Origin of the sequence: Synechococcus sp. R55.2, assembly GCF_047462075.1 — a bacterium.
Classification (GTDB): Bacteria; Cyanobacteriota; Cyanobacteriia; order Thermostichales; family Thermostichaceae; genus Thermostichus.
This window is the reverse complement of sequence record NZ_JANSIH010000450.1, coordinates 1-22,272: the sequence shown is the minus strand read 5'-3', so window position 1 is coordinate 22,272 and position 22,272 is coordinate 1. Positions and strand designations below refer to the sequence as shown.

19 protein-coding genes are annotated in these 22,272 nt (G+C 58.8%); 8 read left to right on the top strand and 11 right to left on the bottom strand.

What is annotated here, in order from left to right; translation table 11 throughout:
- Positions 1-216: 216 nt before the first annotated feature.
- The 4 genes from argC to NW838_RS15410 all read left to right on the top strand — a co-directional run bounded on the left by argC (position 217) and on the right by NW838_RS15410 (position 5,611).
- The gene (gene argC, locus NW838_RS15425) at positions 217-1,323 is read left to right on the top strand and encodes an N-acetyl-gamma-glutamyl-phosphate reductase (RefSeq protein ID WP_414355341.1); all 1,107 of its coding nucleotides are present in this window, start codon (positions 217-219) and stop codon (positions 1,321-1,323) included.
- Between the two features lie 38 nt (positions 1,324-1,361).
- A complete protein-coding gene (locus NW838_RS15420) occupies positions 1,362-2,807 on the top strand; it encodes a hypothetical protein (RefSeq protein WP_414428343.1) in 1,446 nt (481 codons plus the stop codon).
- 292 nt (positions 2,808-3,099) lie between these two features.
- Complete coding sequence (gene murD, locus NW838_RS15415; RefSeq protein ID WP_414428342.1) at positions 3,100-4,542, top strand: UDP-N-acetylmuramoyl-L-alanine--D-glutamate ligase; 1,443 nt, start codon at positions 3,100-3,102, stop codon at positions 4,540-4,542.
- Positions 4,487-5,611: an FtsW/RodA/SpoVE family cell cycle protein gene (locus NW838_RS15410; RefSeq protein ID WP_414355334.1), complete on the top strand. Its 1,125-nt coding sequence runs from the start codon at positions 4,487-4,489 to the stop codon at positions 5,609-5,611. Before murD ends, NW838_RS15410 begins: the two co-directional genes overlap by 56 nt.
- 143 nt (positions 5,612-5,754) lie before the next feature.
- Here NW838_RS15410 and NW838_RS15405 read toward each other — a convergent pair whose 3' ends face one another.
- Entirely contained in the window at positions 5,755-5,949 is a 195-nt protein-coding gene (locus NW838_RS15405) for a hypothetical protein (RefSeq protein WP_414350751.1), read from the bottom strand.
- A gap of 114 nt (positions 5,950-6,063) precedes the next feature.
- Positions 6,064-6,687: a hypothetical protein gene (locus tag NW838_RS15400; protein ID WP_414355331.1), complete on the bottom strand. Its 624-nt coding sequence runs from the start codon at positions 6,685-6,687 to the stop codon at positions 6,064-6,066.
- 332 nt (positions 6,688-7,019) lie between these two features.
- Between NW838_RS15400 and NW838_RS15395 the strand changes: the two genes are divergently transcribed.
- Complete coding sequence (locus NW838_RS15395) at positions 7,020-7,199, top strand: hypothetical protein (protein ID WP_011431964.1); 180 nt, start codon at positions 7,020-7,022, stop codon at positions 7,197-7,199.
- Positions 7,200-7,390: 191 nt separating this feature from the next.
- Here NW838_RS15395 and NW838_RS15390 read toward each other — a convergent pair whose 3' ends face one another.
- The gene (locus tag NW838_RS15390; RefSeq protein ID WP_414355329.1) at positions 7,391-8,977 is read right to left on the bottom strand and encodes an NAD(P)H-quinone oxidoreductase subunit 4; all 1,587 of its coding nucleotides are present in this window, start codon (positions 8,975-8,977) and stop codon (positions 7,391-7,393) included.
- Positions 8,978-9,229: 252 nt separating this feature from the next.
- Positions 9,230-10,231 (bottom strand): pyruvate dehydrogenase (acetyl-transferring) E1 component subunit alpha, encoded by a 1,002-nt coding sequence (gene pdhA, locus NW838_RS15385; protein ID WP_414329458.1) that lies wholly within the window; start codon positions 10,229-10,231, stop codon positions 9,230-9,232.
- A gap of 326 nt (positions 10,232-10,557) precedes the next feature.
- Between pdhA and NW838_RS15380 the strand changes: the two genes are divergently transcribed.
- Positions 10,558-11,370, top strand: coding sequence for a phosphatidate cytidylyltransferase (locus NW838_RS15380; protein WP_011431967.1), 813 nt, complete (start codon positions 10,558-10,560; stop codon positions 11,368-11,370).
- 60 nt (positions 11,371-11,430) lie between these two features.
- Here NW838_RS15380 and NW838_RS15375 read toward each other — a convergent pair whose 3' ends face one another.
- Positions 11,431-11,676, bottom strand: coding sequence for a hypothetical protein (locus NW838_RS15375; RefSeq protein WP_414416848.1), 246 nt, complete (start codon positions 11,674-11,676; stop codon positions 11,431-11,433).
- A 489-nt stretch (positions 11,677-12,165) separates the two neighbouring features.
- Between NW838_RS15375 and NW838_RS15370 the strand changes: the two genes are divergently transcribed.
- Both NW838_RS15370 and NW838_RS15365 read left to right on the top strand, forming a co-directional pair.
- Positions 12,166-14,904, top strand: a complete 2,739-nt coding sequence (locus NW838_RS15370; RefSeq protein WP_414428341.1) for a valine--tRNA ligase — start codon at positions 12,166-12,168, stop codon at positions 14,902-14,904.
- 224 nt (positions 14,905-15,128) lie between these two features.
- The gene (locus NW838_RS15365) at positions 15,129-15,452 is read left to right on the top strand and encodes an RNA recognition motif domain-containing protein (RefSeq protein ID WP_011431969.1); all 324 of its coding nucleotides are present in this window, start codon (positions 15,129-15,131) and stop codon (positions 15,450-15,452) included.
- Positions 15,453-15,683: 231 nt separating this feature from the next.
- On the opposite strand, the gene cobN is transcribed toward NW838_RS15365, so the two are convergent.
- From cobN to NW838_RS15335, 6 genes are all read right to left on the bottom strand, one after another.
- Entirely contained in the window at positions 15,684-17,897 is a 2,214-nt protein-coding gene (gene cobN, locus NW838_RS15360) for a cobaltochelatase subunit CobN (RefSeq protein ID WP_414355320.1), read from the bottom strand.
- On the bottom strand, positions 17,885-18,184 hold the full coding sequence (locus NW838_RS15355; protein ID WP_414355442.1) for an SBBP repeat-containing protein: 300 nt from the start codon (positions 18,182-18,184) through the stop codon (positions 17,885-17,887). The genes cobN and NW838_RS15355 overlap by 13 nt, the downstream gene beginning before the upstream one ends.
- A gap of 124 nt (positions 18,185-18,308) precedes the next feature.
- The gene (locus NW838_RS15350; RefSeq protein ID WP_414428340.1) at positions 18,309-18,782 is read right to left on the bottom strand and encodes a gamma-glutamyl-gamma-aminobutyrate hydrolase family protein; all 474 of its coding nucleotides are present in this window, start codon (positions 18,780-18,782) and stop codon (positions 18,309-18,311) included.
- Between the two features lie 167 nt (positions 18,783-18,949).
- Positions 18,950-20,014, bottom strand: coding sequence for an ABC transporter permease (locus tag NW838_RS15345; protein ID WP_011431976.1), 1,065 nt, complete (start codon positions 20,012-20,014; stop codon positions 18,950-18,952).
- A gap of 43 nt (positions 20,015-20,057) precedes the next feature.
- The gene (locus NW838_RS15340) at positions 20,058-21,812 is read right to left on the bottom strand and encodes an ArnT family glycosyltransferase (protein WP_414428339.1); all 1,755 of its coding nucleotides are present in this window, start codon (positions 21,810-21,812) and stop codon (positions 20,058-20,060) included.
- Between the two features lie 148 nt (positions 21,813-21,960).
- On the bottom strand, positions 21,961-22,272 hold a 312-nt coding region (locus NW838_RS15335), incomplete at its 5' end, for a hypothetical protein (RefSeq protein ID WP_414428338.1).

Below are 22,272 nucleotides of genomic sequence, written 5' to 3'. Positions count from 1 at the left end.
AGCTACACAGAACATAGACAGATATTACGGAAGCCGCTGCCAAGGCCCGAGCGGCTCAAGTTAACTCAGCATAACAAATCCTCTTGGATTGCTAGGCAACGCCAACGCGAATGAACAAGATGGGATCCGCACCCATGCAGCGTCAAATGCAGCAGAAAAATGCGGTAGAACTTAAGGCAAGCCATCACGCAACCCTCTTGCACAGGCAGCCCCCCCATGGCCAACATGGCGCCCCGCCCACCCCACCCCACAGAGCCTGTCCGCATTGGCATCGTCGGCGCTTCCGGCTACGGAGGGGTACAGTTGGTGCGGTTACTGAGCGAGCATCCCGGCGTGCAGATCACCTACCTGGCCGGGCAAGACAGTGCCGGCAAGCGCTACGGGGATCTCTATCCCCAGTTGGCCCAGGCCGTGGATCTGACCGTTCAGCCGGTAGAGGTGGATCGCATTGCCGCCAACAGCGATGTGGTGTTTTTGTCTCTCCCCAATGGGCTGGCTGCCGAGCTGGCTCCGCCTTTGCTGGCCAAGGGGTGCAAAGTCTTAGATCTGTCGGCGGATTACCGCTTTCGCAACCTGGCCACCTACCAATCTTGGTACCGCATGGGTCAGACGGATCCCAACTGGCCCAGCCCTGCCTATCGCCAGGCCAATGAGCAGGCGGTCTATGGGTTGCCGGAACTTTATCGCGAGGCGATTGCCCAAGCCCAACTGGTGGGCTGTCCCGGCTGTTATCCCACTGCCTCATTGTTGGCGGTTGCTCCTCTGCTGCGGCAGGGGTTGGTGGAGCTGGACAGCCTCATTTTCGATGCCAAATCCGGCGTTTCGGGGGCAGGTCGTACCCCCAAGGTGGGATCCCTGTTTGCCGAAGTGGACAGCTCTCTGGCAGCCTATGGAGTGGCCCAGCACCGGCATACGCCCGAGATCGAGCAAGCTTGCACCGACCTGACCCACACCCCCATCACCGTGCAATTTACGCCTCATCTGGTGCCCATGGTGCGGGGGATCCACGTCACCTTGTATGCCACTCTGCGGGATCCCGGCTTTGTGGGGGAAGATTTGCTCACCATTTACAATGCTTTCTATCGCCAATCTCCTTGGGTGAAGGTGCTGCCGCGGGGGGTTTACCCGCAAACCAAATGGGTCTCCGGCACCAACACCTGCATGATCGGGGTGGAGGTGGACAGCCGCACCAACCGCGTTATTGTCCTGTCGGTGATCGACAACCTGATGAAAGGGCAAGCCGGGCAGGCAGTGCAGTGTCTCAACTTGATGATGGGATGGCCGGAAACGTTGGGTTTGCCTCGGCTGGCGTTTTACCCCTAGCTATAATGCCGGTAATCCCCTTGAGGCCGGTTCTGTCCATGTCTGAACCTCTGGATCCCGCTTTGCCCCAAAATGCCTCGCCCAGCTCAAAGGTTGCCTCAGATGCCGTCAATGGCGCTGCTGAGGGCCTGAACTGGGAGGAGCTGTGGCGGCAGCTGGAAGCGGGCTGGCAGGATCTACCCCGTCGCTCCGAAGAGACGGTGCAACAGACCCTGGCTCGCCTGCAACTGGAGTGGGGCGGGCTGTGCCGAGAGGCGCGGGATCGGCTGCAAAGCGCTCTGGAACAGTCGAGAACGGCAGGATCCCCAGAGCCCATCCACCGAGAGCTGCAAGCGCTCTTGCCCCTGCTCAACCCCTGCCAATGGGAAGTGGTCATTGGCTCTTTGCGGCAGGCTGCGGATCGCGCCTGGGTGGCCAGCTTGCTGTATCACGGCTTGCAGGAACCGGCCCATCCAGATGGGATCCCTTCTTGGGCTCAGACGCTAACCTCTGACCAACGCTCTGCTCTAGAGGCGATGAGTGCCCGTGCCTATGGCAACAGCCGCCTGCCTCTCGTGGTCGCGACAGCGGTGCAGAGCAACATGGACAAAGCCGGCCAGATCCAGGTGAAAGCCTCAGCCGCCCTGCTGGCCGCCTTGATCGCCATCGAGATCGGCAGTGTGGGTTCGGCAGGTGCCTTGTCCTTGCTGGGCACACCAGAGCTGCGCAAGCTCTTGAATGCCGAGGGCAAGCTGCGGCGAACCGGCTTAAAACAGGGACGAACTGCCCTCACAGAAGAAGAATGGCAAACGCTGCGCCGTTGGCTGGATCCCAAGGGATCCCCCCCCGACTGGTATCTCAATCTGACCCAAGTGGGGATCCAGACCACCCAAGTAGGGGACTATGTGGCACGGCGGCTGCGGGAGTTTTTCCAGAGCGAGTGGATCAAGCTCGTGATCCCTCCCTTGTATCACCTGGTCATCGATGCAGTGCGGCTGCTGACGGGAGAAGTGTTTCTCAGCGTGGGCACCACCCTGGAATCGGCTTTGGAATCGGCAGAGGCAGGGCGGCGACTGGAGTTGGTGCTGCAAGCCTTGCCCCAAGCGCGGAATATTCCCAGCCCCGACCGGATCCAAGCTGCCATCCCCGCTGTGGTGGAAGCTGCCGAGAAAATCCTCAGACCCCTGCTGGCCCGCCAGTTGATGACCGTGGCGGACATCTTCGATCCGCCCATTCGCAACGAGAGCTTAAATGAATTGGGGCGGCAGCTCAACCTGTGGAACCCCTTCCAGTTTCTGCTCACCTGGAGCACGGCTGGCTGGCTGGAGGCCCTTCTGGATCAGATCAGCGAGTTGCAGCAGACCTACCCGGAAATGCCCCTGTGGGAGAGCTATCGCCAGGGCGTTGAGACGGCAGCGCAAGCTCCACGGGTAATGGAGCAGGCGGAGGCTCTGCGTCTGACTGCCAAGAGTCTGGATCCCAAGTTGGATCCTTTGGAAGATTGAGTAGATGATGCATAGGGAAGAAAATTTCCTACAGCATCCACAAAGTGAGGCTGGCAGGCTAGGTGGAATCTTTTCTACGCCAAAGACAAATCTGCACGGGTTGTAGAGGGTGGCCGGCGGACTGGTCTCCAGCCTATTCCCAAGTTAGCCATCCAGGCGGCTAGGAAAACTCCATCCACTCCACCAACTGGTTACCCCCATAAGCAAGGGGAGTGTCGAACAAAAACATGCGGGTCAAGGACGTGACCGGTAAGATCCAAGCAGGGATCCCAGAAAAGAAGTAGAAACCAACGTGCGACATCAAGTTTTGGGGTTAGGCATTGCGGGGCTGGCGGCAGCGCGGCTGTTGCGGGCCCAGGGCTATGAAGTGCTGGTTTGGGATGAGCAAGATTCCCCTCTTCTCAGACAGCGGCAGGCCGAGCTCAATCAAGAAGGGATCCCGGTTCGGCTGGGGCAGCCTTTTCAACTGGCCGAAGGGGTGAAGCAGGTGGTGGTCAGTCCGGGCATTGCTTGGGATCACCCGCTGCTGCAGGAGGTGCGTCAACAGGGGATCCCGGTGGTGGGAGAGGCGGAGCTGGCCTGGATCTATCTTGACCACCTACCCTGGGTGGGGATCACCGGCACCAACGGCAAAAGCACCACCACGGCTCTGGTGGCGGAAATGTTCAAGGCGGCGGGGTTGCAAGGGATCCCCTGCGGCAACATTGGCCTGCCCCTGTCGCAAGTGGCTTTGGCAACGCTCCAGGGAAAGCTCAAGCCGGATTGGATCGTGGCGGAGCTGAGCAGCTACCAGTTGGAGGCCAGTAGCCGCCTCATGAGCAGCACTCCTGGAGGGCCGCCGCGCATTGGGGTGTGGACCACCTTCACCCCCGATCACTTAGAACGGCACGGGACGCTGGAGCGCTATGCCAGCTTCAAGGCTCGCCTTTTGGATCGGGCCCAGTGGCGGGTGCTCAACGGCGAGGATCCCTACCTGTGCTGCCGCCGGCAGGACTGGGAAAAGACCTATTGGACTTCCCTTGCTGCCCCGCAACTCTGTTGCGATCAGGATCCCACCGCAACCCTTGACCTGCGGGAAAACCGCCTCTACATCCAGGGGGAGATGGTGGCGGAGCTGGAGGACTTTGCAGAACGCTGCCCTGGCCAACACAATCTGCAAAACCTGCTCTTGGCGGCAGCAGCAGCGCGTCTGGCCGGGATCCCCAACGCTGCCATTCAAAAAGCCATCCGATCTTTTGCCGGCATGCCCCATCGGCTGGAGCGGGTGGCGCAAATCCAGGTGGGAGCCACCCCCATCCGCTTTGTCAACGACAGCAAGGCCACCAACTACGAGGCCGGCTGGGTGGCGCTCAACGCCCTCTCCCCACCCATTATTCTGATTGCCGGAGGAAGGGCTAAGCAGGGGGATCCCAGTGCCTGGCTGCAGTTGATTCGGGCCAAGGTGGCCCGCGTGGTGCTGATGGGGGAGTCTGCCCCAGTGCTGGCAGAGGCCCTCCAGGGGATCCACTATACTGACGTTGAGCTGGTGCCAACCCTAGATGTAGCGGTGGAAAGAGCCTTTGCAGCGGCTTGTTCCCTTTCGCGTCAAGCTCAGAGCTTGGGGAAGCCCGCTCAACCCATCACCATTTTGCTGTCCCCCGCCTGTGCCAGTTTTGACCAGTACTCCAGCTTTGAACACCGTGGCAACCATTTCCGAGCCTGCTGCCAAGCCCTTCAGGGATCCCTGGAATGCTGAAGCTCGCTGGCTGCGCTGGCTCACCTTGATCTGGCTGGTGCTGGGGCTGCTGATGCTGTTTTCTGCTTCCTACCCGGTGGCTCAGCGGATCACCGGCGATGGCCTCTACTTTTTCAAGCGCCAATTGCTCTGGGCCGGGCTGGGTCTGGGCTGTTTCTGGGCTCTGGTGCAGATCCCGCTGCGGCGCTGGTTCCCCTGGGCCGGGATCCTCTGCTTGCTGGGAGTTGGCCTGGTGTGGGCCACCCAGGTGCCGGGGTTGGGGGTTTCCCGCCTGGAAGCCAGCCGCTGGCTGGATTTGAAGGTGATCCCTGTTATCCAGCCCTCGGAATTGCTCAAGCCCCTGTTGGTCTTGCAGGGATCCTGGATCTTTGGCCGCTGGTTTCACCATCCTCCCTGGTTCCGCATCCTCTGGGTGGTTATCTTCGCCTTTGCGCTCTTGGGGATCCTCGCCCAGCCCAACCTGGGCACCACGGCCATCTGCGGCCTTACCCTCTGGGTCATGGCTTGGACTGCCGGGATCCCAGCTTTCACCCTTTTGGCCACAGCGGGGCTGGGGATTCTGGCGGCTGTGGTGAGCATTCTCAGCAAAGATTACCAACGGCGGCGCATCTTGGCTTTTTTGGATCCCTGGGGCAATGCCCAAGGGGATGGCTACCAGCTGGTGCAAAGTCTGTTGGCCATTGGCTCTGGCGGCCTGTGGGGCAAGGGATATGGCCTCTCCCAGCAAAAGCTGTTCTACCTGCCCATCCAATACACCGACTTCATCTTCTCGGTGTATGCAGAAGAGTTTGGCTTGGCCGGATCCCTGTTCTTTCTGGGGTTGCTGACCTTCTACACTCTGCTGGGCTGGCGGGTGATGGGGCGCTGTCGAGAGCTGACCATTCGCTTAGTAGCCTGCGGCTGCCTGATGTTTCTGGTGGGGCAGTCGCTGATGAACATTGGCGTGGTCACCGGGGTTCTGCCCACCACAGGTGTGCCCCTGCCTTTGTTCAGTCATGGCGGCAGCTCTATTCTGGCAGGGCTGATCACAGCAGGATTGTTGGTGCGGGCAGCCCGCGAAGCAGGGTAAAGTAAGGCTGCATGTTGCCAACCCAGCAAAGGGATCCTTTCACGCAAGCAGCAAACCCAGAGGGCCAGGGATCCCTATTGGTTGGCCTCTGCTTTAGAGCGGCTTCTTATGCAGCAAAACCAAAGCTGAAGTTGAAACCGAGCCTAGATCCAGCCCATTTCATCCAAAACGAGGGTAAACACCGTCGCGCAACAGGCCACCAACAGCGACACATAAGCCGGCTGACCGTGGGCAATGCAAACACCGGCTGCCACCGAAGCGCCCGTAGCAGCGGAAAAGGTGCGACCTGCCCAATTGCCTTTGGAGGGTTTGTCAGAAGGATTGAATTTGTTAAACATTTTTACAGCAGAAAGAGGATTCAAAGGGAATCAATTCCATAGGAAACGGCCTCAGGTTATCACCCCCCGACTCGATTCCAGAGGGATCCAAGGCCATTCTCAATATTTCTTCGCTTAGGCTTCAATCTTTCGTAAAATTGCGCTGAGATGCTCATAATCATCCCGCAACAGAGAGCTCAACTGCCGACCTGCCTGTAGAAGCCAGTTGCGATCCCGGTTCAGGATTCGGTAAGTCTGGCGAATCACGGCAGCCACCAGCTCATCGGTTGGGATCCCGTTGACCCGTAGCAGGGTGCGCAAAAACTCGAAAGAGCGGCAGAACTCCCTCACTTCCGTATCGGAGCAGAGATAAACCGGCTGGTGAATCTGGGGAGGGCGTGGCGGCAAGTACTGATAGACCCGTCCCCCGCTGACAAAGCCGACAATGGCCGCGCGAAAATCGGTGCGCAACATGGCAAAAATCTGGGGCTGTTGCTCCCGCAGCTCCTGAGGGGAGAGGCCCAAAGCCCTGGCGCGATGGACGGTGTCGATGGGGGCGATGGCGGCATAGCAAACCACGCCATAGATCAGGTTGCCGGTCTCTTCGTCTTGGGAGCGCGTCCAACTGCCGAGAGCAGGCATGGGTGGGAAGGTCAGACGTTCCGGCTCGAAGCACTGGGCCACAAAGGTTGTGGTGTTGGCTTCCACCACTTCTCCAAAAGCAGAAGCAGGCTGGGGAGAGATGGCCTTGGCTCTCATCGCGATCTCAGGCTCCTCAAGGGTTGCTGCTGCAGAGGCCGACAGAGGGAGACAGAGGAGTCAGGAGAAAATGGAATTTTTCCAGGTTTTAAGACTTGTGAAGATAGGGGCAATCCCCTCGCCCAACATTTTGCCCCTTCTGCAACGTTTTGTCCGATCCCCGGACGGCAAATCGGCAACTCAACGGCTTATGAGATCCTCATTGCTAAGAAAGTTAGCCGATTTTGGGGATCCCTGCGTAATATATTTTTTCACACGCTCCCGCACAAATTCGCCATCCTAAATATTAGCCATTCTAAGTATTGAGCAGTTGGCGAGCGGAGGGAGAAACAATGAATGCTCAGCAACGCGGCCAAATCATCGCTTCTGAGTGGATGATCGACAGCCAAAACCCGGTACACTCCATTTCTCGGCTCAAGCGCCGGGCAACCTATTCCGATGTAACCCTCTGGTGGTTGGTGGTGCAACTCAACCTGATGGAACAAAACTCTATTCATACCGATCACCGATAGGATGGACGGCACAAGAACAATCGGCTGCACGAAAATCCCAGCCCAGGAACATCCCGGATCCTAAATCCAATCTTAAAACTTAAAAAAAACAAAAGAAGAGCTGAAAGTTGAGTCGGGTTGCACCTCGAACACCAGCTCTTCTGGACAGAGTAAGGAATAGAGATAAAGAAGAACCGAGTCTCGACCCCCCTTTAATCCTCCAGAGGCAAAGCCGCCACCTGAGCCGATTGCACCGGCGAGGGGAAGAAAGGCCGCTGCACAATCTCAGTTGCCAACACACTGCGCAACTGGGCAGCTACCGCCACCGTTGTGACATCGTAGGTTTGGGTAGCCAGGCGTGGGTAGAAGCCAATGCCGAGGATCGGCAACAGCAGACAGAGGGCCACCGCCATTTCTCGCGGACGCACATCCCCCAGGTAGTCTTCCAAAACCAAGCCGGGATCCTGAGCCCCGTAGAACACCTGCCGCAGCATGGAGAGCAAGTAAATGGGCGTCAGAATGATGCCCACTGCCGCCAGCAGGGCAATTCCAGCTTTGAAGGTCGGCGCATAGGCATCGCTGGTGGTCAAGCCCAAGAACACCGTCAGCTCACCCACAAATCCGCTCATCCCCGGCAGCGCCAGAGAGGCCAGGGATCCCGCTGTAAACAGGGCAAAAGCCTTCGGCATCTGCTTGGCCAACCCTCCCAACTTGTCGAGGGCAAGGGTGTGGGTGCGCTCGTAGGTGATCCCCGTCAGGAAGAACAAAACTGCAGCGATCAGACCGTGGGAGATCATTTGCAGCACTGCCCCATTGATGCCCAGCTCCGTGAAGGCGGAGATCCCGATCAACACAAAGCCCATGTGGGCAATGGACGAATAGGCCAAGCGCCGCTTGAGATGGTTCTGACCGAAGGCCGCCAACGCCCCGTAAATGATGTTCACCACACCCAACACCGCCAGCACCGGGGCGAAGTACACGTGGGCTTCCGACAACATGCCCACATTCATGCGGATCAGGCCATAGCCACCCATCTTGAGCAGAACTCCCGCCAAGATCATGGAAATGGGAGCAGAGGCTTCGCTGTGGGCATCCGGCAGCCAGGTGTGCAGCGGAAAAATCGGCAGCTTCACCCCAAAGGCAATCAGCAAAGCCGCATAGGCCAACAGCTCCAAGGCCAGTGGGTAAGACTTAGCGCTCAGCTCTGCCATCTCCAGGCTGAAGCCCTCGCCGTAGAAGGCCATCGCCAGGGATCCCACCAAGATAAAAATGGAGGCGGCGGCGGTGTAGAGGATGAACTTGGTGGCGGCGTACTGGCGCTTCGGCCCACCCCAAATGGAGATGAGCAGATAGACCGGCACCAGCTCAATCTCCCACATCAGGAAGAATAGAAGCATGTCCTGCGCCAGAAATACGCCCACCTGGGCGCCGTACATCAGCAGCAGCAGGAAGAAAAACAAACGCGGCTTATGGGTGAGATTCCAAGCCGCCACAATCGACAGGGTCGTGATCAAACCGGACAGCAATACCAGCGGCAAGGACAGGCCGTCCACCGCCAGCGACCAGTGGAATCCAATTTGGGGCACCCAGGCGTAGCGCTCCGCCAGTTGCAGAGAAAAGTCCTGCAGGTCATAGTGCCGCGCAAAGACATAGGCCATCAGGCCCAAATCAAAAGCCCCCACAGCGAGGGCATACCAACGCACCCAACGGCTCTGGGGGATCAAGGGGATCCCGAAGGCTGCCAGCAGAGGCAAGAGCACCAGCACCGACAGCCAGGGAAACTCAAGAGAATTGCTCATGACCGGGAATAAATACTCATGCTCGATATCTCAATGATATGAAGCTGTGTAAACAAATGGGAAGCGATATTTACAAAAAAATCTGCGCAATAGCGCAGATCTCGAGAAGGTTTCTCCAATGCCAATCATCGAGGATCCTCAAGGGATCCGGCGCGATAGCGCTCCGTCGGGTGGATAGGCCGCCCGAGCTGGCCAGGGATCCTCCGGCCAAGCAAGATCTCGGCTCCTGAACTCCCCCGGTACCTGGGGGGTCTACTCATCTTCGGCAAAGACAAAACGGTGTAGCTCGTCCAGAGTGGGCTCTGGGCTTTCCAGAGCAAAAAGAACCGCGTCCTCAATCACGGCGCTGACCTCCGCGTGGATGGCTTGGAAGTCTGCCTCGGTCATTAGGTTGTGCTCCAGGGCATAGCGTTCCAGTTGCTTAATGGGATCCCGCTGCCGCCAGAACTCTTTTTCCTCAGGACTGCGCAGCTCGTCAGGGTCGGCCAGAGAATGGCCCCGGAAACGATAGGTGATGCACTCCAGCAAGGTGGGGCCTTCTCCGGCACGGGCGCGGGCGATGGCCTGTTGGGCGGCCTCTCGCACTGCTAGCACATCCATCCCATCCACCTGGTAGCCGGGCATGCCAAAAGCCGGGCCTTTGCGGTAAATATCGGTGTCGGAAGTGGCGCGTTCATGGGCCATGCCAATAGCCCAGAAGTTATTTTCCACCACATAGACGATGGGCAACTTCCAGAGGGCGGCCATGTTGAGGCACTCGTAAAACTGGCCGTTGTTGCAGGCTCCATCCCCAAAGAAGCAGGCGGTTACCTGGTCAGTGCCCCGGTATTTGGCCGAAAACGCTGCCCCCGTCGCCACCGGGATCCCTTCGGCCACAAAGGCATAGCCCCCCAAAAAGTTGTGCTCTGCCGAAAAAAGGTGCATGGAGCCACCCCGACCCTTGCTGCAGCCGGTGGCCTTGCCGAACAACTCTGCCATCACCGCCCGTGGCGGGATCCCGGTGCTGAGGGCATGCACATGATCGCGGTAGGTGCTGCACACATAGTCGGTGGGCTTGAGCGCCTTGATCACCCCCGTAGAGACGGCCTCTTGGCCGTTGTACAGATGCACAAAGCCGAACATCTTGCCCTTGTAGTACATTTCGGCGCACTTGTCTTCAAACAGGCGGCCCAGCACCATGTCTTCATAAAGAAGACGAGCCTCTTCGGCAGAAATGCGAGCAGTTGTGGAGCGCGAAGTAAGTTCTTGAACCATGCTGCGGTGCAACGAATCAGAGGTATCTTAGGCGGTCAGCAGTGAGCTTTGCGGTTTGCCCATTATCTCATGCTCCAGTCTGTCTGCCACCTTACCTGGAAATCCCATCCTGCAGGGCCGAAAGCGGTTGTTTCGAGGCCAAGGGAGTTAAACTGAAAGGCTAGGGCAAGAGGCATTTCCATTGCAGCAGCCGCATCAGGACTCCGTCCCGCAAACGCGAATCTTGAACACCAGAGGGGGGGTTTCTTCTGCTCTCGGCTTGGACGTCGATCTGCTGGAGCCGGGGGCAAGAGGTATTTGGCCAGCCAACGTGACGGGGTGCGCCCATGGGAGCCCGTTGGGTTAGCGGTTTTGCGGCGGTGTTGTTTGCGTTGGCGGTCACCCTGCTAGGGGGCTGGTATTTTACTGCAGCCATTGGGCTAATCATTTTTTTGGCCCAGTTGGAGTTTTTCCGCTTGGTGCAAGCCAAAGGCAATGCGCCGGCCATGCGCACCACCATGTTTTCCAGCCAGGTGCTGGTGATTTTGCAGCAGGTGAGGCCGGAGTGGACCAGCCCTGCCTTTATCGTGGCGGGATCGATCATCTGTTTTTATTTGCTCTTTAAGCCCAAGGTGGCCACCATTGCCGATATTGCCACCTCGATCTTGGGGTTGTTCTACTGTGCGTTGCTGCCCAGCTTCTGGATTCGGGTCAGGGCCTTGTCTTTTGCGCAAGGGCTGGGCGAAGGGCTATGGATTACGCTGCTGGCCATTGGCTGCGTGATCGCTGCCGATGTGGGGGCCTACCTGTGTGGTCGGGCCTTTGGGCGCACCAAGCTCTCCATCCTCAGCCCGAAAAAGACGGTGGAAGGGGCAGTAGCCGGCATTGCCGCCAGCATGACCCTTGCGGTGGTTGGAGCCTATTACCTGGGCTGGCCGTGGAGCTGGTTGAGTGGGGGCATTCTGGGGTTTTTGATTGGGTTAACCAGCCTGCTGGGAGATCTCACAGAATCTCTGATGAAACGGGATGCAGGGGTGAAAGATTCCGGGGATCTAATCCCGGGCCACGGTGGCATCTTGGATCGGGGGGATAGCTACGTATTCACCGGGCCGCTGGTGTTTTATTTTATGGAATGGCTCAACGCTTACTCTGGGCTCTAGAGCCATCTCGTAAGCCTGCCAAAACCCAAGAACGCACACCAGTTACAAGTGGAGGAGTCCTCAATTCAAAATGGCTTGGCACTCGGGAGCCTCTAAAAACTCGTCCGGCGAAATGAGGTATCCTGGAGGCGCAGTCACAGGCACGAACCCCTCCAAGTTCAACTCGGTTTCGTCGTAAACCACCAGTTGCCTGAAACTGGCAACAGGCTCCCCCTCCACCTCGAGAATGCGGGCTTTTCGCTGGATAATCCAAGGGGTCTCCCCTTCTAGTTCAGAAGGGGCCAGAGGGCGATCTAGGCCAAACACGAACTCTCCACTTCGACCGACGAGAATTGCCTCCAGGCTACCGGGCTTTCCTGCACCTACAAAGCAAAAAAAAGAGTAGTCAGAGTGCGGGGTAAAATACAGGCCTATCAGGGGTAGTAGAGGCGGCCAGGATTGTTCATCCGGATGAAGGCGAGCACTGAAGCAAGCTTCATAACCTGCCAGAGAGCCTGGTTCAAAAGGCTCCCCACGACAAAGTAGGATGTCTCTCTCTGATCTCTTCCAGTCCTGTTGCGCCAAGGCAGGGATCCCAGGGGATAGAGCCATCAGAGCCATCAGGACCGTTGCCGTCAATGATCTGGACATAACGCAGTACCCAAAGCTGAGGATGGTAGTACCCTAGCTCGAAATCCCTCTCTGGCTGTGTGATCGGGGTCAAGACCGATGGGCCGCCCTATCCCGAAGAGCAGAGAGCTAGACTGCTACTCTATAAGGTGATCCGTCCTTCTCAGCCGTTGGCCTATCCTCCCTATGACTGCTGCAATTTCCTCCGCCAACCTGCCCAGCCAGTACAACCCCTTCGAGACCGAGCCGAAGTGGCAGCGCTTTTGGGAGGAGAAGGGCTTTTACGTGGCGGATCCCAAGGCGCCGGGAGAGGCCTTTAGCATGGTGCTGCCCCCGCCCAATGTGACGGGCAACCTGCACATGGGCCATGCTTTTGCCTTTACCCTGCCGGATGTGGTGACGCGCTACAAGCGGATGCGCGGCTACAACGTGCTCTGGCTGCCCGGCACGGATCATGCCAGCATTGCTGTACACACCATTTTGGAGAATCAGCTTCGTCAGGAAGGCAAAACTCGCTTCGATCTAGGCCGAGAGGCTTTTCTGGAGCGAGCTTGGGCTTGGAAGGAGCAGTCGCAGGGAGCCATCAAGAGCCAATTGCGGCGGCTGGGTCTCTCGCTGGACTGGACGCGGGATCGCTTTACCCTCGACGAGGGGCTGAGCCGGGCGGTAACCGAGGCGTTTGTGCGGCTATACGAGGCGGGGTTGATTTACCGGGGCGAGTATTTGGTGAACTGGTGCCCGGCCACCCAGTCGGCGGTGTCAGACATTGAGCTGGACGACAAAGAGGTCAAGGGCCACCTGTGGCATTTTCGCTATCCCTTGGCCGAGGATCCCAGCCAGTATCTGGTGGTGGCCACCACTCGGCCCGAGACCATGCTGGGGGATACGGCGGTGGCGGTGAACCCCCAAGACGAGCGCTATTGCCATCTCATCGGCCAGTTCATTCGCCTGCCCATTAAAAATCGCCTCATCCCCATCATTGCGGATGAGTATGTGGATCCCTCCTTTGGCTCCGGGTGTGTGAAAATTACCCCGGCCCACGACCCCAACGACTTTGAAATCGGCAAACGGCACCAATTGCCCTTCATCAACATCCTCAATAAAGACGGCACCCTCAACGAAAACGGGGATCCTTTCACCGGCCTAGATCGCTTTGTGGCCCGAGAAAAGGTGGTGCAGTGGTTTGCCGAACATGGCCTGCTGGAGAGGGTAGAAGAGTACACCCACACCGTTCCCCACAGCGACCGCGGCGGCGTGCCCATCGAGCCTTTGCTTTCCATTCAGTGGTTTTGCGATGTCTCGGGGATGGGGGCTCGCTGTTTGGAAGAGGAATACCAACGAAATAGCCCCCGCTTTATCCCTGAGCGCTGGACCAAAGTCTACACGGGCTGGCTGGAAAAGCTGCGCCCCTGGTGCATTTCTCGGCAGTTGTGGTGGGGCCATCAGATCCCAGCTTGGTATCCAGTCCTCAATGGCCAGCTTCTCGAGGATCCCCAAGCTTTTGTGGTGGCCCGCAACGGCGAGGAAGCGCTGCTCAAGGCACGGGAAAAGTTTGGCCCAGAAGTTGAGCGGGTGGAACAGGATCCCGATGTGCTGGATACCTGGTTTAGCTCTGCTCTGTGGCCCTTTTCAACCCTGGGCTGGCCGGAAGAGACCGAGGATTTCAAACGCTACTATCCCAACTCCCTGATGTCCACGGGCTTTGACATCATTTTCTTCTGGGTGGCCCGCATGGCCATGATGGGATCCCAATTTACCGGCCAGATCCCCTTCAAAGATGTGTACATCAATGGCCTGGTGCGGGATGAGCACGGGGCGAAAATGTCCAAAACCAAGGGAAATGGCATCGATCCCCTGGAGCTTCTGGACAAATACGGCACCGACGCCCTGCGCTATGCCCTGGTCAAAGAGGTGGTGGGGGCAGGGCAGGATATCCGCCTGGCCTACGACCGCAAGACGGGGGAGAGCGCCAGCGTGGAGGCCGCCCGCAACTTTGCCAATAAGATCTGGAACGCCTCCCGCTTTGTGTTGATGAACTTGGAGGGGCAAACCCCTGCCCAACTGGGATCCCCTGCCCCCGAAGCGCTGGAGCTGGCCGATCGCTGGATCCTGTCGCGGCTGCACTCCACAGCCACCCAAGTCATCGCCGAGCTGGAAGCCTATGGCCTGGGCGAGGGGGCGCGCCTGCTCTACTCTCTCATTTGGGATGACTTTTGCGACTGGTACATCGAGCTGGTCAAGCCCCGGCTGCGGGGAGAAGACCTGGCTTCCAAGCGCACAGCGCAGCAGGTGCTGGCCACCGTTTTGGAAACCATTCTCAAGCTGCTGCACCCCTGGATGCCCCACATCACCGAGGAGATCTGGCAGCTGCTCACCCAGGCCAACCAAACCACCTCTATCTCCGTGCAGCCCTATCCCACCCCAGATCCCAGTTGGATCGACCCCCAACTGGAGCGGGAGTTTGGCTTGGTGATCCAAACCATTACCAGCCTGCGCAACCTGCGGGCAGAAACCGGCCTCAAGCCCCATCAGACCACCAGGGCCCTTTTGCTCACTACCGATCCCGCCGAGCAGCGGATCCTGACGGCTGCCCAAGCTTATATCCGGGATCTGGTTAAGGCTGAGGCTTTGGAGATTACGGGATCCCTGGCCACGGAGCCCAAACAGGTGGCGGCTGCAGTGGTGGGCACGGTGCAGGTGCTGATGCCCTTGGCAGGACTGGTGGATGTGGAAGCGCTGCGGGCCAAACTGCAAAAAGACCTGGCCAAACTGGAAAAAGAGGCCCAAGGGATCCGCGCCCGCTTGGAGAACCCCAATTTTCTCAACCGGGCCAACCCTGAGGTGGTGCAAGCCAGTCAGGAACAACTGGCAGAGCTGGAAGCCCAGATGAGGTTACTGGGATCCAGGCTGGAGAAGCTGGGCTGAGATGGCATCAGCGCAGGCAGAGCGGCGGGGTGATGAAGGCAATCTTCCCAGGATTTGGAAAAATCGGAGTGGCGAGCCCCTACTTCTGTGTTAGGATAGGGGACGAGATCGTTGTCGGTTGTAGTGCTCGTTTCTTCTAGTCTTGACGGATTTTCACGTTTTGTATTGGCAGACGGCTCTCCGAACATCTCACCCTTTGTTACTCTCTCTTTCGGAGATCGTCTATGTCGATTTATGTTGGCAACCTTTCCTTTAAGGTGACAGAAGCGGATTTGACCGCTGTTTTTGCTGAGTACGGTTCTGTCAAGCGGGTGCAAATCCCCACTGACCGTGAGACAGGCCGCATTCGAGGCTTCGGGTTTGTGGAAATGAGCTCTGAAGCAGAGGAGCAGGCTGCCATTGCTGCTCTGGATGGGGCAGAATGGATGGGGCGCGACCTCAAGGTGAACAAAGCTCGTCCCCGGGAAGAACGCCCCACCTCAGGTTTCCGCTCTGGTAACGCGAACAGTGGCGGCGAGCGGCGGCGGAGTTTTCAATCTCGCTATTGAAACGCCTGCTGAGGCTTCCCGGTGCTGGGCAAGGGATTCTCAGTTGAGCTTGTTTTGAAGCGCAGCACCAGGATCCAGCCGTCTCTCTAGGTTGCTTCAATTTTTGTTCAAGTGGTAGCTCAGGAGGAGTTGAGAGGGGATCCCAATCAACTCCTTTTGAATCTCTCACCGCCGACCTCTCTCTCAGAGGGAGAGGGGAGCTAAGGCAAACCGTATTTGAAACTGGAATAGCTACTGGGCTGGCGGTTTGTCTGGCCAGGGATCCGTTAGATCGGCGGTCAAGGGATCCCAGTCCCATCCCCAATCGCGGGCAATGGCCTGAGTAATCCCCAGTTGCCCGTGGCCAGGGTAGCGGGCCAGGGCTACCACCAGATCAACAAGCTGCTCACCGGCAGGGATTCGACCAAAGATGTGCAGCCCATCGCGAATCTGAGATTCTTTTAGCTCGCAGAGATAGCCATCCAGGCGATTCCAATCTTCTTCTTTTTCCAAGTTGAACTGCTGGTCTAGATGCTCGGCTCGAACCAGCTCCTGAATCTGGGCGCGAATCAGCGGGCAGCGGCCTGGATCCATCTGTTGGGCCTGCACGTACTCATCCATCAACCGTTCCAAGTCCGCCAGGGGGCCGTACAGCTCAGCACGAGTAAGGGGCGGGGTGAGGTGGTCGATAATCACTGCCTGGGCTCGCCGCTTGGCCTGGGATCCCTCTCCCGGATCGTTGACAATGAAGGGGTAGAAGTGGGGCAGCGGCCCCAGGGCCATCTCCGGGTAGCAGGTGGCGGAAAGGGCGGATCCCTTGCCGGGCAGCCATTCCAGGTTGCCGTGCTTGCCCACATGCACCACCGCTTGAGTGCCGAAGACCTGCCGCAACCACAGGTAAAAAGCCAGGTACTCGTGGGGGGGCACCAGATCCGGGGCATGGTAGTTCAAGGACGGATCCCGGTCGTAGCCCCGCGGGGGCTGGATGCCAACAAAAACGTGCCCCAACTGGAGACCGGCGATGGGGATGTTTTGGGCGGGCGGATTCCCCCATTGCTGAATGAGGTTGGCTTGGATGGGCTCAGGCAAGCGGGCAAACCACTCTCGATAAAGGGCAGCAGAAAGGCATTGCCGAGCCGGGCGCAGGGATCCCAAGGGGTCGTAGGTCTGGCCTTCGGTTAGCCAATGGATGAGTTCATCTCCAGTCTGGGGCAGGGGATCTACTGAGTAGCCAGCTCCCGCCAAAGCTTTGAGAATTTCCACACAACTGGCAGGGGTATCCAGACCCACCCCATTGGCCAGTCGCCCGTCCCGACTGGGGTAGTTGGCCAGGATCAAAGCCAGTCGCCGCTGGGAAGGGGGGGTACGCCGCAATTTCACCCAGTTGGCCGCCAAATCGGCTACAAACTCCACCCGATCCGGCACAGCCACGTAGGCCACCACCTCCGTTTGCAAGCGGGGATCCCGCTGTTGAACGGCTTTAAAGGAAATGGCGCGGCTAATAATGCGCCCATCCACCTCGGGCAAAGCCACATTCATGGCCAGATCCCTCGCCCCCAAGCCCCGCGTCGAGTCCTGCCAGCTCTGCCGGGATCCGCTGCTGAGGATGACCTGCAAAACGGGCACATCCAACTCCTGCCATAGTTTCACATCGGGTTGCTGGCTGTCCAAGCGCGCTAGCGAAAAACTGGTGGTATTGAGCAACACCTCAATCTGGCTGCCAAAGTGATCCCGAATGGCCTGGGGCAAGTCGGGATCTTGAAGGCTGTAGGTGTAAAGGCACAGAGGCTGCAGCCCCCGCTCCACCAAGGCTTTTGCCAATTGATCCACCGGCTCTGTATTCCCCGCCAGAACATGGGCCCGGTAGAGTAAAATCCCCACCTTGGGAGCTTGGGGATCCGTCGGCGAGGCTACGGGAGGTTGGTAGATCCCAAGACGAGGCAACCCTTGTGGATCCGGCGCCGAATATTGGCCCCCTAGGAACTCCCCAGCCAGCAACAGCAGACAGGCAGCCACATTCTCCGCTCCCCCCTCCAGCCAGTACCGCCACACCCGATCCGCCACCGCCAGGGGCACAGTGGAATGGCTCACCAAATCCCAGTCGGGGCGATCGTCCCCAGGAATGACGATCAGGGTGGATCCCTCCTCGGCGGCCACCTGCTTGGCTACCTCCAGGCCATAGCTCCAGTAGGCCCTTCCCCCCAACAGGCGAAGGAGCACCACCTGCGCCCGCCGCAGCACCCTCTCGGCATAGTCATCCAGGCTTAGGGGCTGTTGCAACTGCAACAAATTGGCCGCCCGCACCGCCGGAAAATCGCCGGGCAACAGGCGCAGGGCTGCGCTCAAGGCCGTGAGATCCGTATCGGCTGCCGAAAGGATAACGATGGGAGCGGGATCCTGCTCCAAGAAAATGACGCCGGATTGGGAAGGATCCCATCCCCCTGGCAAAGCAGCTATTCGGTGCATGGCCGCTCTCCCAAGGGAAGGAAGCTCAGGCTTAGCGACTGTACTTGAAGCACAGAAGCACCCCAGCTCCCAGCGCTCAACTGGTCAGGAAGGGCTCCCGTAGTGGTTCCCGCTACCCAAGCATTGCCCTGTCCATCGATGGCAATAGAATCAGCCACCTCATCCGCAGGAGTTCCGAACTGGCGAGTCCACTCGATTGAATGGGAACCGTAGGCCCCCAGAAGAATTGAGCTGGCAAAAGAAGTTAAAGTTCCTAAAAGAACTACCTTGCCCACCCTTTGTTTCATATCTTTCAAGTCCCCCCTTGCCGACCAGAGCAGCACCGCCTAGAGCCTAGCATGGGGCAGCTCTCTGCTGGCTACTAGGGTAATGAACTGCCGCAGAGGGATCCTGCCCTGGCAAAGCCTCAGCCTAACGAGCGTATTTGAGTACCAAGACATCTTTCATGCCCGCAAGGACTCCGTCCGCTGACGCGAAAGGACTCCGTCCCGCTACCGCGAACAGCTTGCCGCCACTGACCACATTTAACAATTGCATCCCCCGGCAAATGCCCAAAACAGGGATCCCCTGGGCCAGCACGGCCTGAGCCAAGGCCACCTCAAATCGATCCCGCTCCGCGTTCACATAGCGCACCTGGGGATGTTGCGGATCTTCTCCGTAGGTGCTGGGGCAGAGGTCGCCGCCACCGGTCAACACCAGGCCATCCACCCAAGACAGCAAAACCTGGGGCTCGCTTTCGCCTGGGGGAAAAAGAACAGGGATCCCTCCGGCAGCACGAATGGCATCCACATAGCGGCCTGGCGCTACAAAGTCTCCCTCGTCATTGCGGTTGCGGGTGGTAACGCCGATGAGCGGTCGATTTGAAAAAGGGGATGTCCGATTCATCCTTCTACGATAGCCTCATTTCCCAATGTTGATGGTGCTATGCCTACGGCAGAGGAACCGCACCACTGTCCTGAGCAGAAAAATCCAAAGTTTTCCCCCGCGATAGGAGTTAAATCTCGTTGTTGCGCAACGCTAACGCAAAGGGATCCCAGAAATCGCCGAAGCCATTAACCTTTCCCAAGGAAGTAGCGGCGGCTGATCCCTTGGGCCAGCAAGACGAACAACACCAGGGATCCCTGAATCACACCGGCCAAAGAAGACTCCAATTGCAAAGAGAGAGGCAGTTGCAAGCTGCCGATGTTAAGACTGCTGAAGAAAAAGGCAATCGGCAAAATCAGCAGGGGGTTAAAGCCTGCCAGCATCACCACCAACAAGGCCAGAAAGCCCAAATTGCTGGAGATATTGGGGATGAGGCGATGGAACAGAGCCAACACCTGCAAGGCGCCCGCCAGCCCTGCTAAGCCCCCACAGCAGGCAAATGCCATGAGCAACCTGCGGGTAGCCGGGATCCCCAACCGGAAAGCAGCTACAGGGTTTTTCCCCACCGCCCGCAACTGCAGGCCGAAGCGAGTGTTGCCCACCACCAGCACCGTCAGGGCCAAAGCCAACAGGGCCAGCAGCAACGCCACCGGACTGGCCTCTGACCGCCCCCAGGTGGGCAACCACAGACGGGGATCCAACACTTCCGTCCCGCTCATGGAAGCCACCCCCGGCCTTTTCCAAGGGCCGAAGATCAGGTAGAGCACCCAACCTTGGGCAACAAAATTCAGCCCCAGCCCAGCGAAGATCTCGTTGACCCGCCCCCACACATTCAGGATCCCAGCCAACAGGCCCCAGCCCGCCCCCCCCAGGATCCCGGCCAAAAGCGCCAAGGTAATGGCCAGTGGCGGCGGCAACCATCCCGCTTCCAGACGCACCAGAAACGTGGCCGCAATTGCCCCGACCACCATTTGCCCTTCGATGCCCAAGTTGTAGAGACCGGCAACAAACGTAAACACCAGCCCACAGCAGCAGAGGACAAGGGGAGCCAGCGTTGCCAAAACCCGGCCAAACTGAGCTTCAGTGCCGAAGGCCCCCTGCCACATGCTGGCCGCTACCTGGAGAGGGGAAGCCCCCGCCAGCAGGATCACCCCCGCCACAAATAGCAGCGCTGCCAGCCAAGCCAATCCCTGGATTACCCAGGTACGCTCTAGAGACACCCACGACCGGCCCGATTCCGCTATTCCCGCCATGCTTTAACACTTCCTAGGATTCTTAAACTTAAGATTTTTAAACTCAAAGAGGCTCCCCGCTGCCCTGCTCCAAGAGGGGATCCAAACGGCGCACCAGTTGCCAGCCCTCCACCGCCGCTAGAGGTTGTAACCCCAAATCCCGGATCTCCACCTGTTCTGCCTGCACCGGAGATACCCAAAGGTAGTCTCCATATTCCCCTCGTTGCAGAGCCTGATCATCCACCCATCTCCCCGGATTAGGGGTATAAAAAGCGATGGCCTGGGCCTGACAGACATCCGGCAAGCCGCTGCGGCCAATATCCACCACCGTCTCCCCAGCCTCTGTCGAGGACTCCGTCCCGCTAACGCGAACGGACGGGGGCAGCATCTGGCTCCAATCCATGCGGGCAAAAGCAGGGCTGAAGTTGCCGAAATCAGGCCGCAAGACGATGGTGATCATAGCGAGGATCCCGGCCAACAAGAGGGTTCCCACCCACAGACTGCCGGCACAGCGCAACACCCGCCACCAACTGCAGATCCCCGGCAGCAAGAGGTACAAAAGACCCATCGCCACCAGCGGCCAAGCGTGGGATTGCAGAAGCTCCAGACCGTCTACGCCCAGCCGGACGGCCACCCCCAAACCCAACAGCAGCAGCCCCACCGCTGCCAGGCCCCAAGAGATCACCTGAGCCAGACGGGGCTTTAAGTGCTCCGCACCGCTGACGCGACCCCGCATAGCCAACGCTTGATCCAAGGCTACCCCGGCCAAGAGAGCCAGCCAGGGGTAAAGCTGCACGGTGTAGTAGGGGGTTTTGGTGGGATAAAGCTGCAACAACAACAACAGCAGCAGGGGGAAAGACCAGATCAGCAGCGTGGATCCCGGCTGTTGGCGCACCAGGAGAAAGCCTCCCACCGGGGCCAAAACCGTCCACGGGAAGCCATGAACGGGAATGTGCCAAAAGTAGTACCAGCCGGTGGCATCGGCATGGAAGGGCTCCTGCCCCAGATCCCACACCTTCCCCACCAGGGTGGTCAGCACCTGTGGGCCATACACCTGCATGGCCAGACCCAGCCAGAGGCCGAACATCCCCAAGCCCAGCCCAAGCGCCAGCCAGAATTGAGCCGATCCCAGCCACTGTCGCCGGTGCTGTGCCAGGTAGGGGATCAAAGCCGCCCCCGGCAGCAGGATCATGGCGCTTTTCATCAACAGGCCCAGCCCAAAGGCTACCCCGGTCAGCCAAAACCAAACCTTGTGGCCGTGGATGCCGTTAATCAGCCCCAGGATCCCCAGCAGCTCCAGAAAGGTGAGAGGTACATCCTGCCCCACCAGCCGCCCCTGCTGCACCCAGAGGTAGCACAAGGGCAAAATTGCCATCCCCAAAAGGACCGCCCGCATTGGCAAAAAAGGTCGCCCAATCCAGCCCACCAGGGGAATGGAGAGCAGAGCAGCGAGGATCCCCGGCAGCCGCGCCGCCCACTCATTCACCCCGTATAGGGCAAAACTGAAGGCCACGCTCCAGGTGAGCAGAGGGGGTTTCTCGAAAAAAGGCTCCCCCAAAAAAGTGGGCCCCAGCCAATGCCCTCCCCGCAGCAGCTCGCGGGCCATTTGGGCATAAAAGCTCTCGTCGCAGCCAGCCAAACTGGGATCCGCCCCCGAAAGCACAAACAGAGGCACTGCCAGGCCCATGACTAGTAGGCTTAGGCCCCAAAAGGGCACTAGGTGCGGGTCGCGGCGAAACTGAACGAAGGAGCTGGATCCCGGCAGGGATCTGCGGCTAGGAGAACTGCCCAGACGGTTGGGGTTGCCGAAAGGACGCATGGGACTCCGTCCCGCTAACGCGATGGGACAAGTCAGCAAGGGGCGGCTCTAACCAGACTAGACAAGGACTCCGTCCCGCTTACGCGATCGGCAGAATTTTTTAGGGAAGCTCCAGAGATCCAGAGGAGCTCTAAGGACTCCGTCCCGCTTACGCGATCAGCTTATCTGCCGGCAAGGTTAACCCCTGAAACCACCTAAAAAACTGCTCGGCATAGGGCCAAAGAGCGGGCTCCAAGTAGTAGAAGTTCTCCCCCCGGTCGGTAAACTCCCAAAACTCTGCAGCCGTAGAGAGCAGCTCTTGGTGGATGCTCTGCAGGCGCGCCAGGGGCTCGTGCTGCATATCCTGATAGATCAGCCTGGCCCAGTCCTCCCGGCCACGACTGAGGAAAAAGGACTCCGTCCCGCTGACGCGAGCGGAGCTGGAGGTAGATCCCAGTCGTCTGGAAAGTGCTCCGCACCG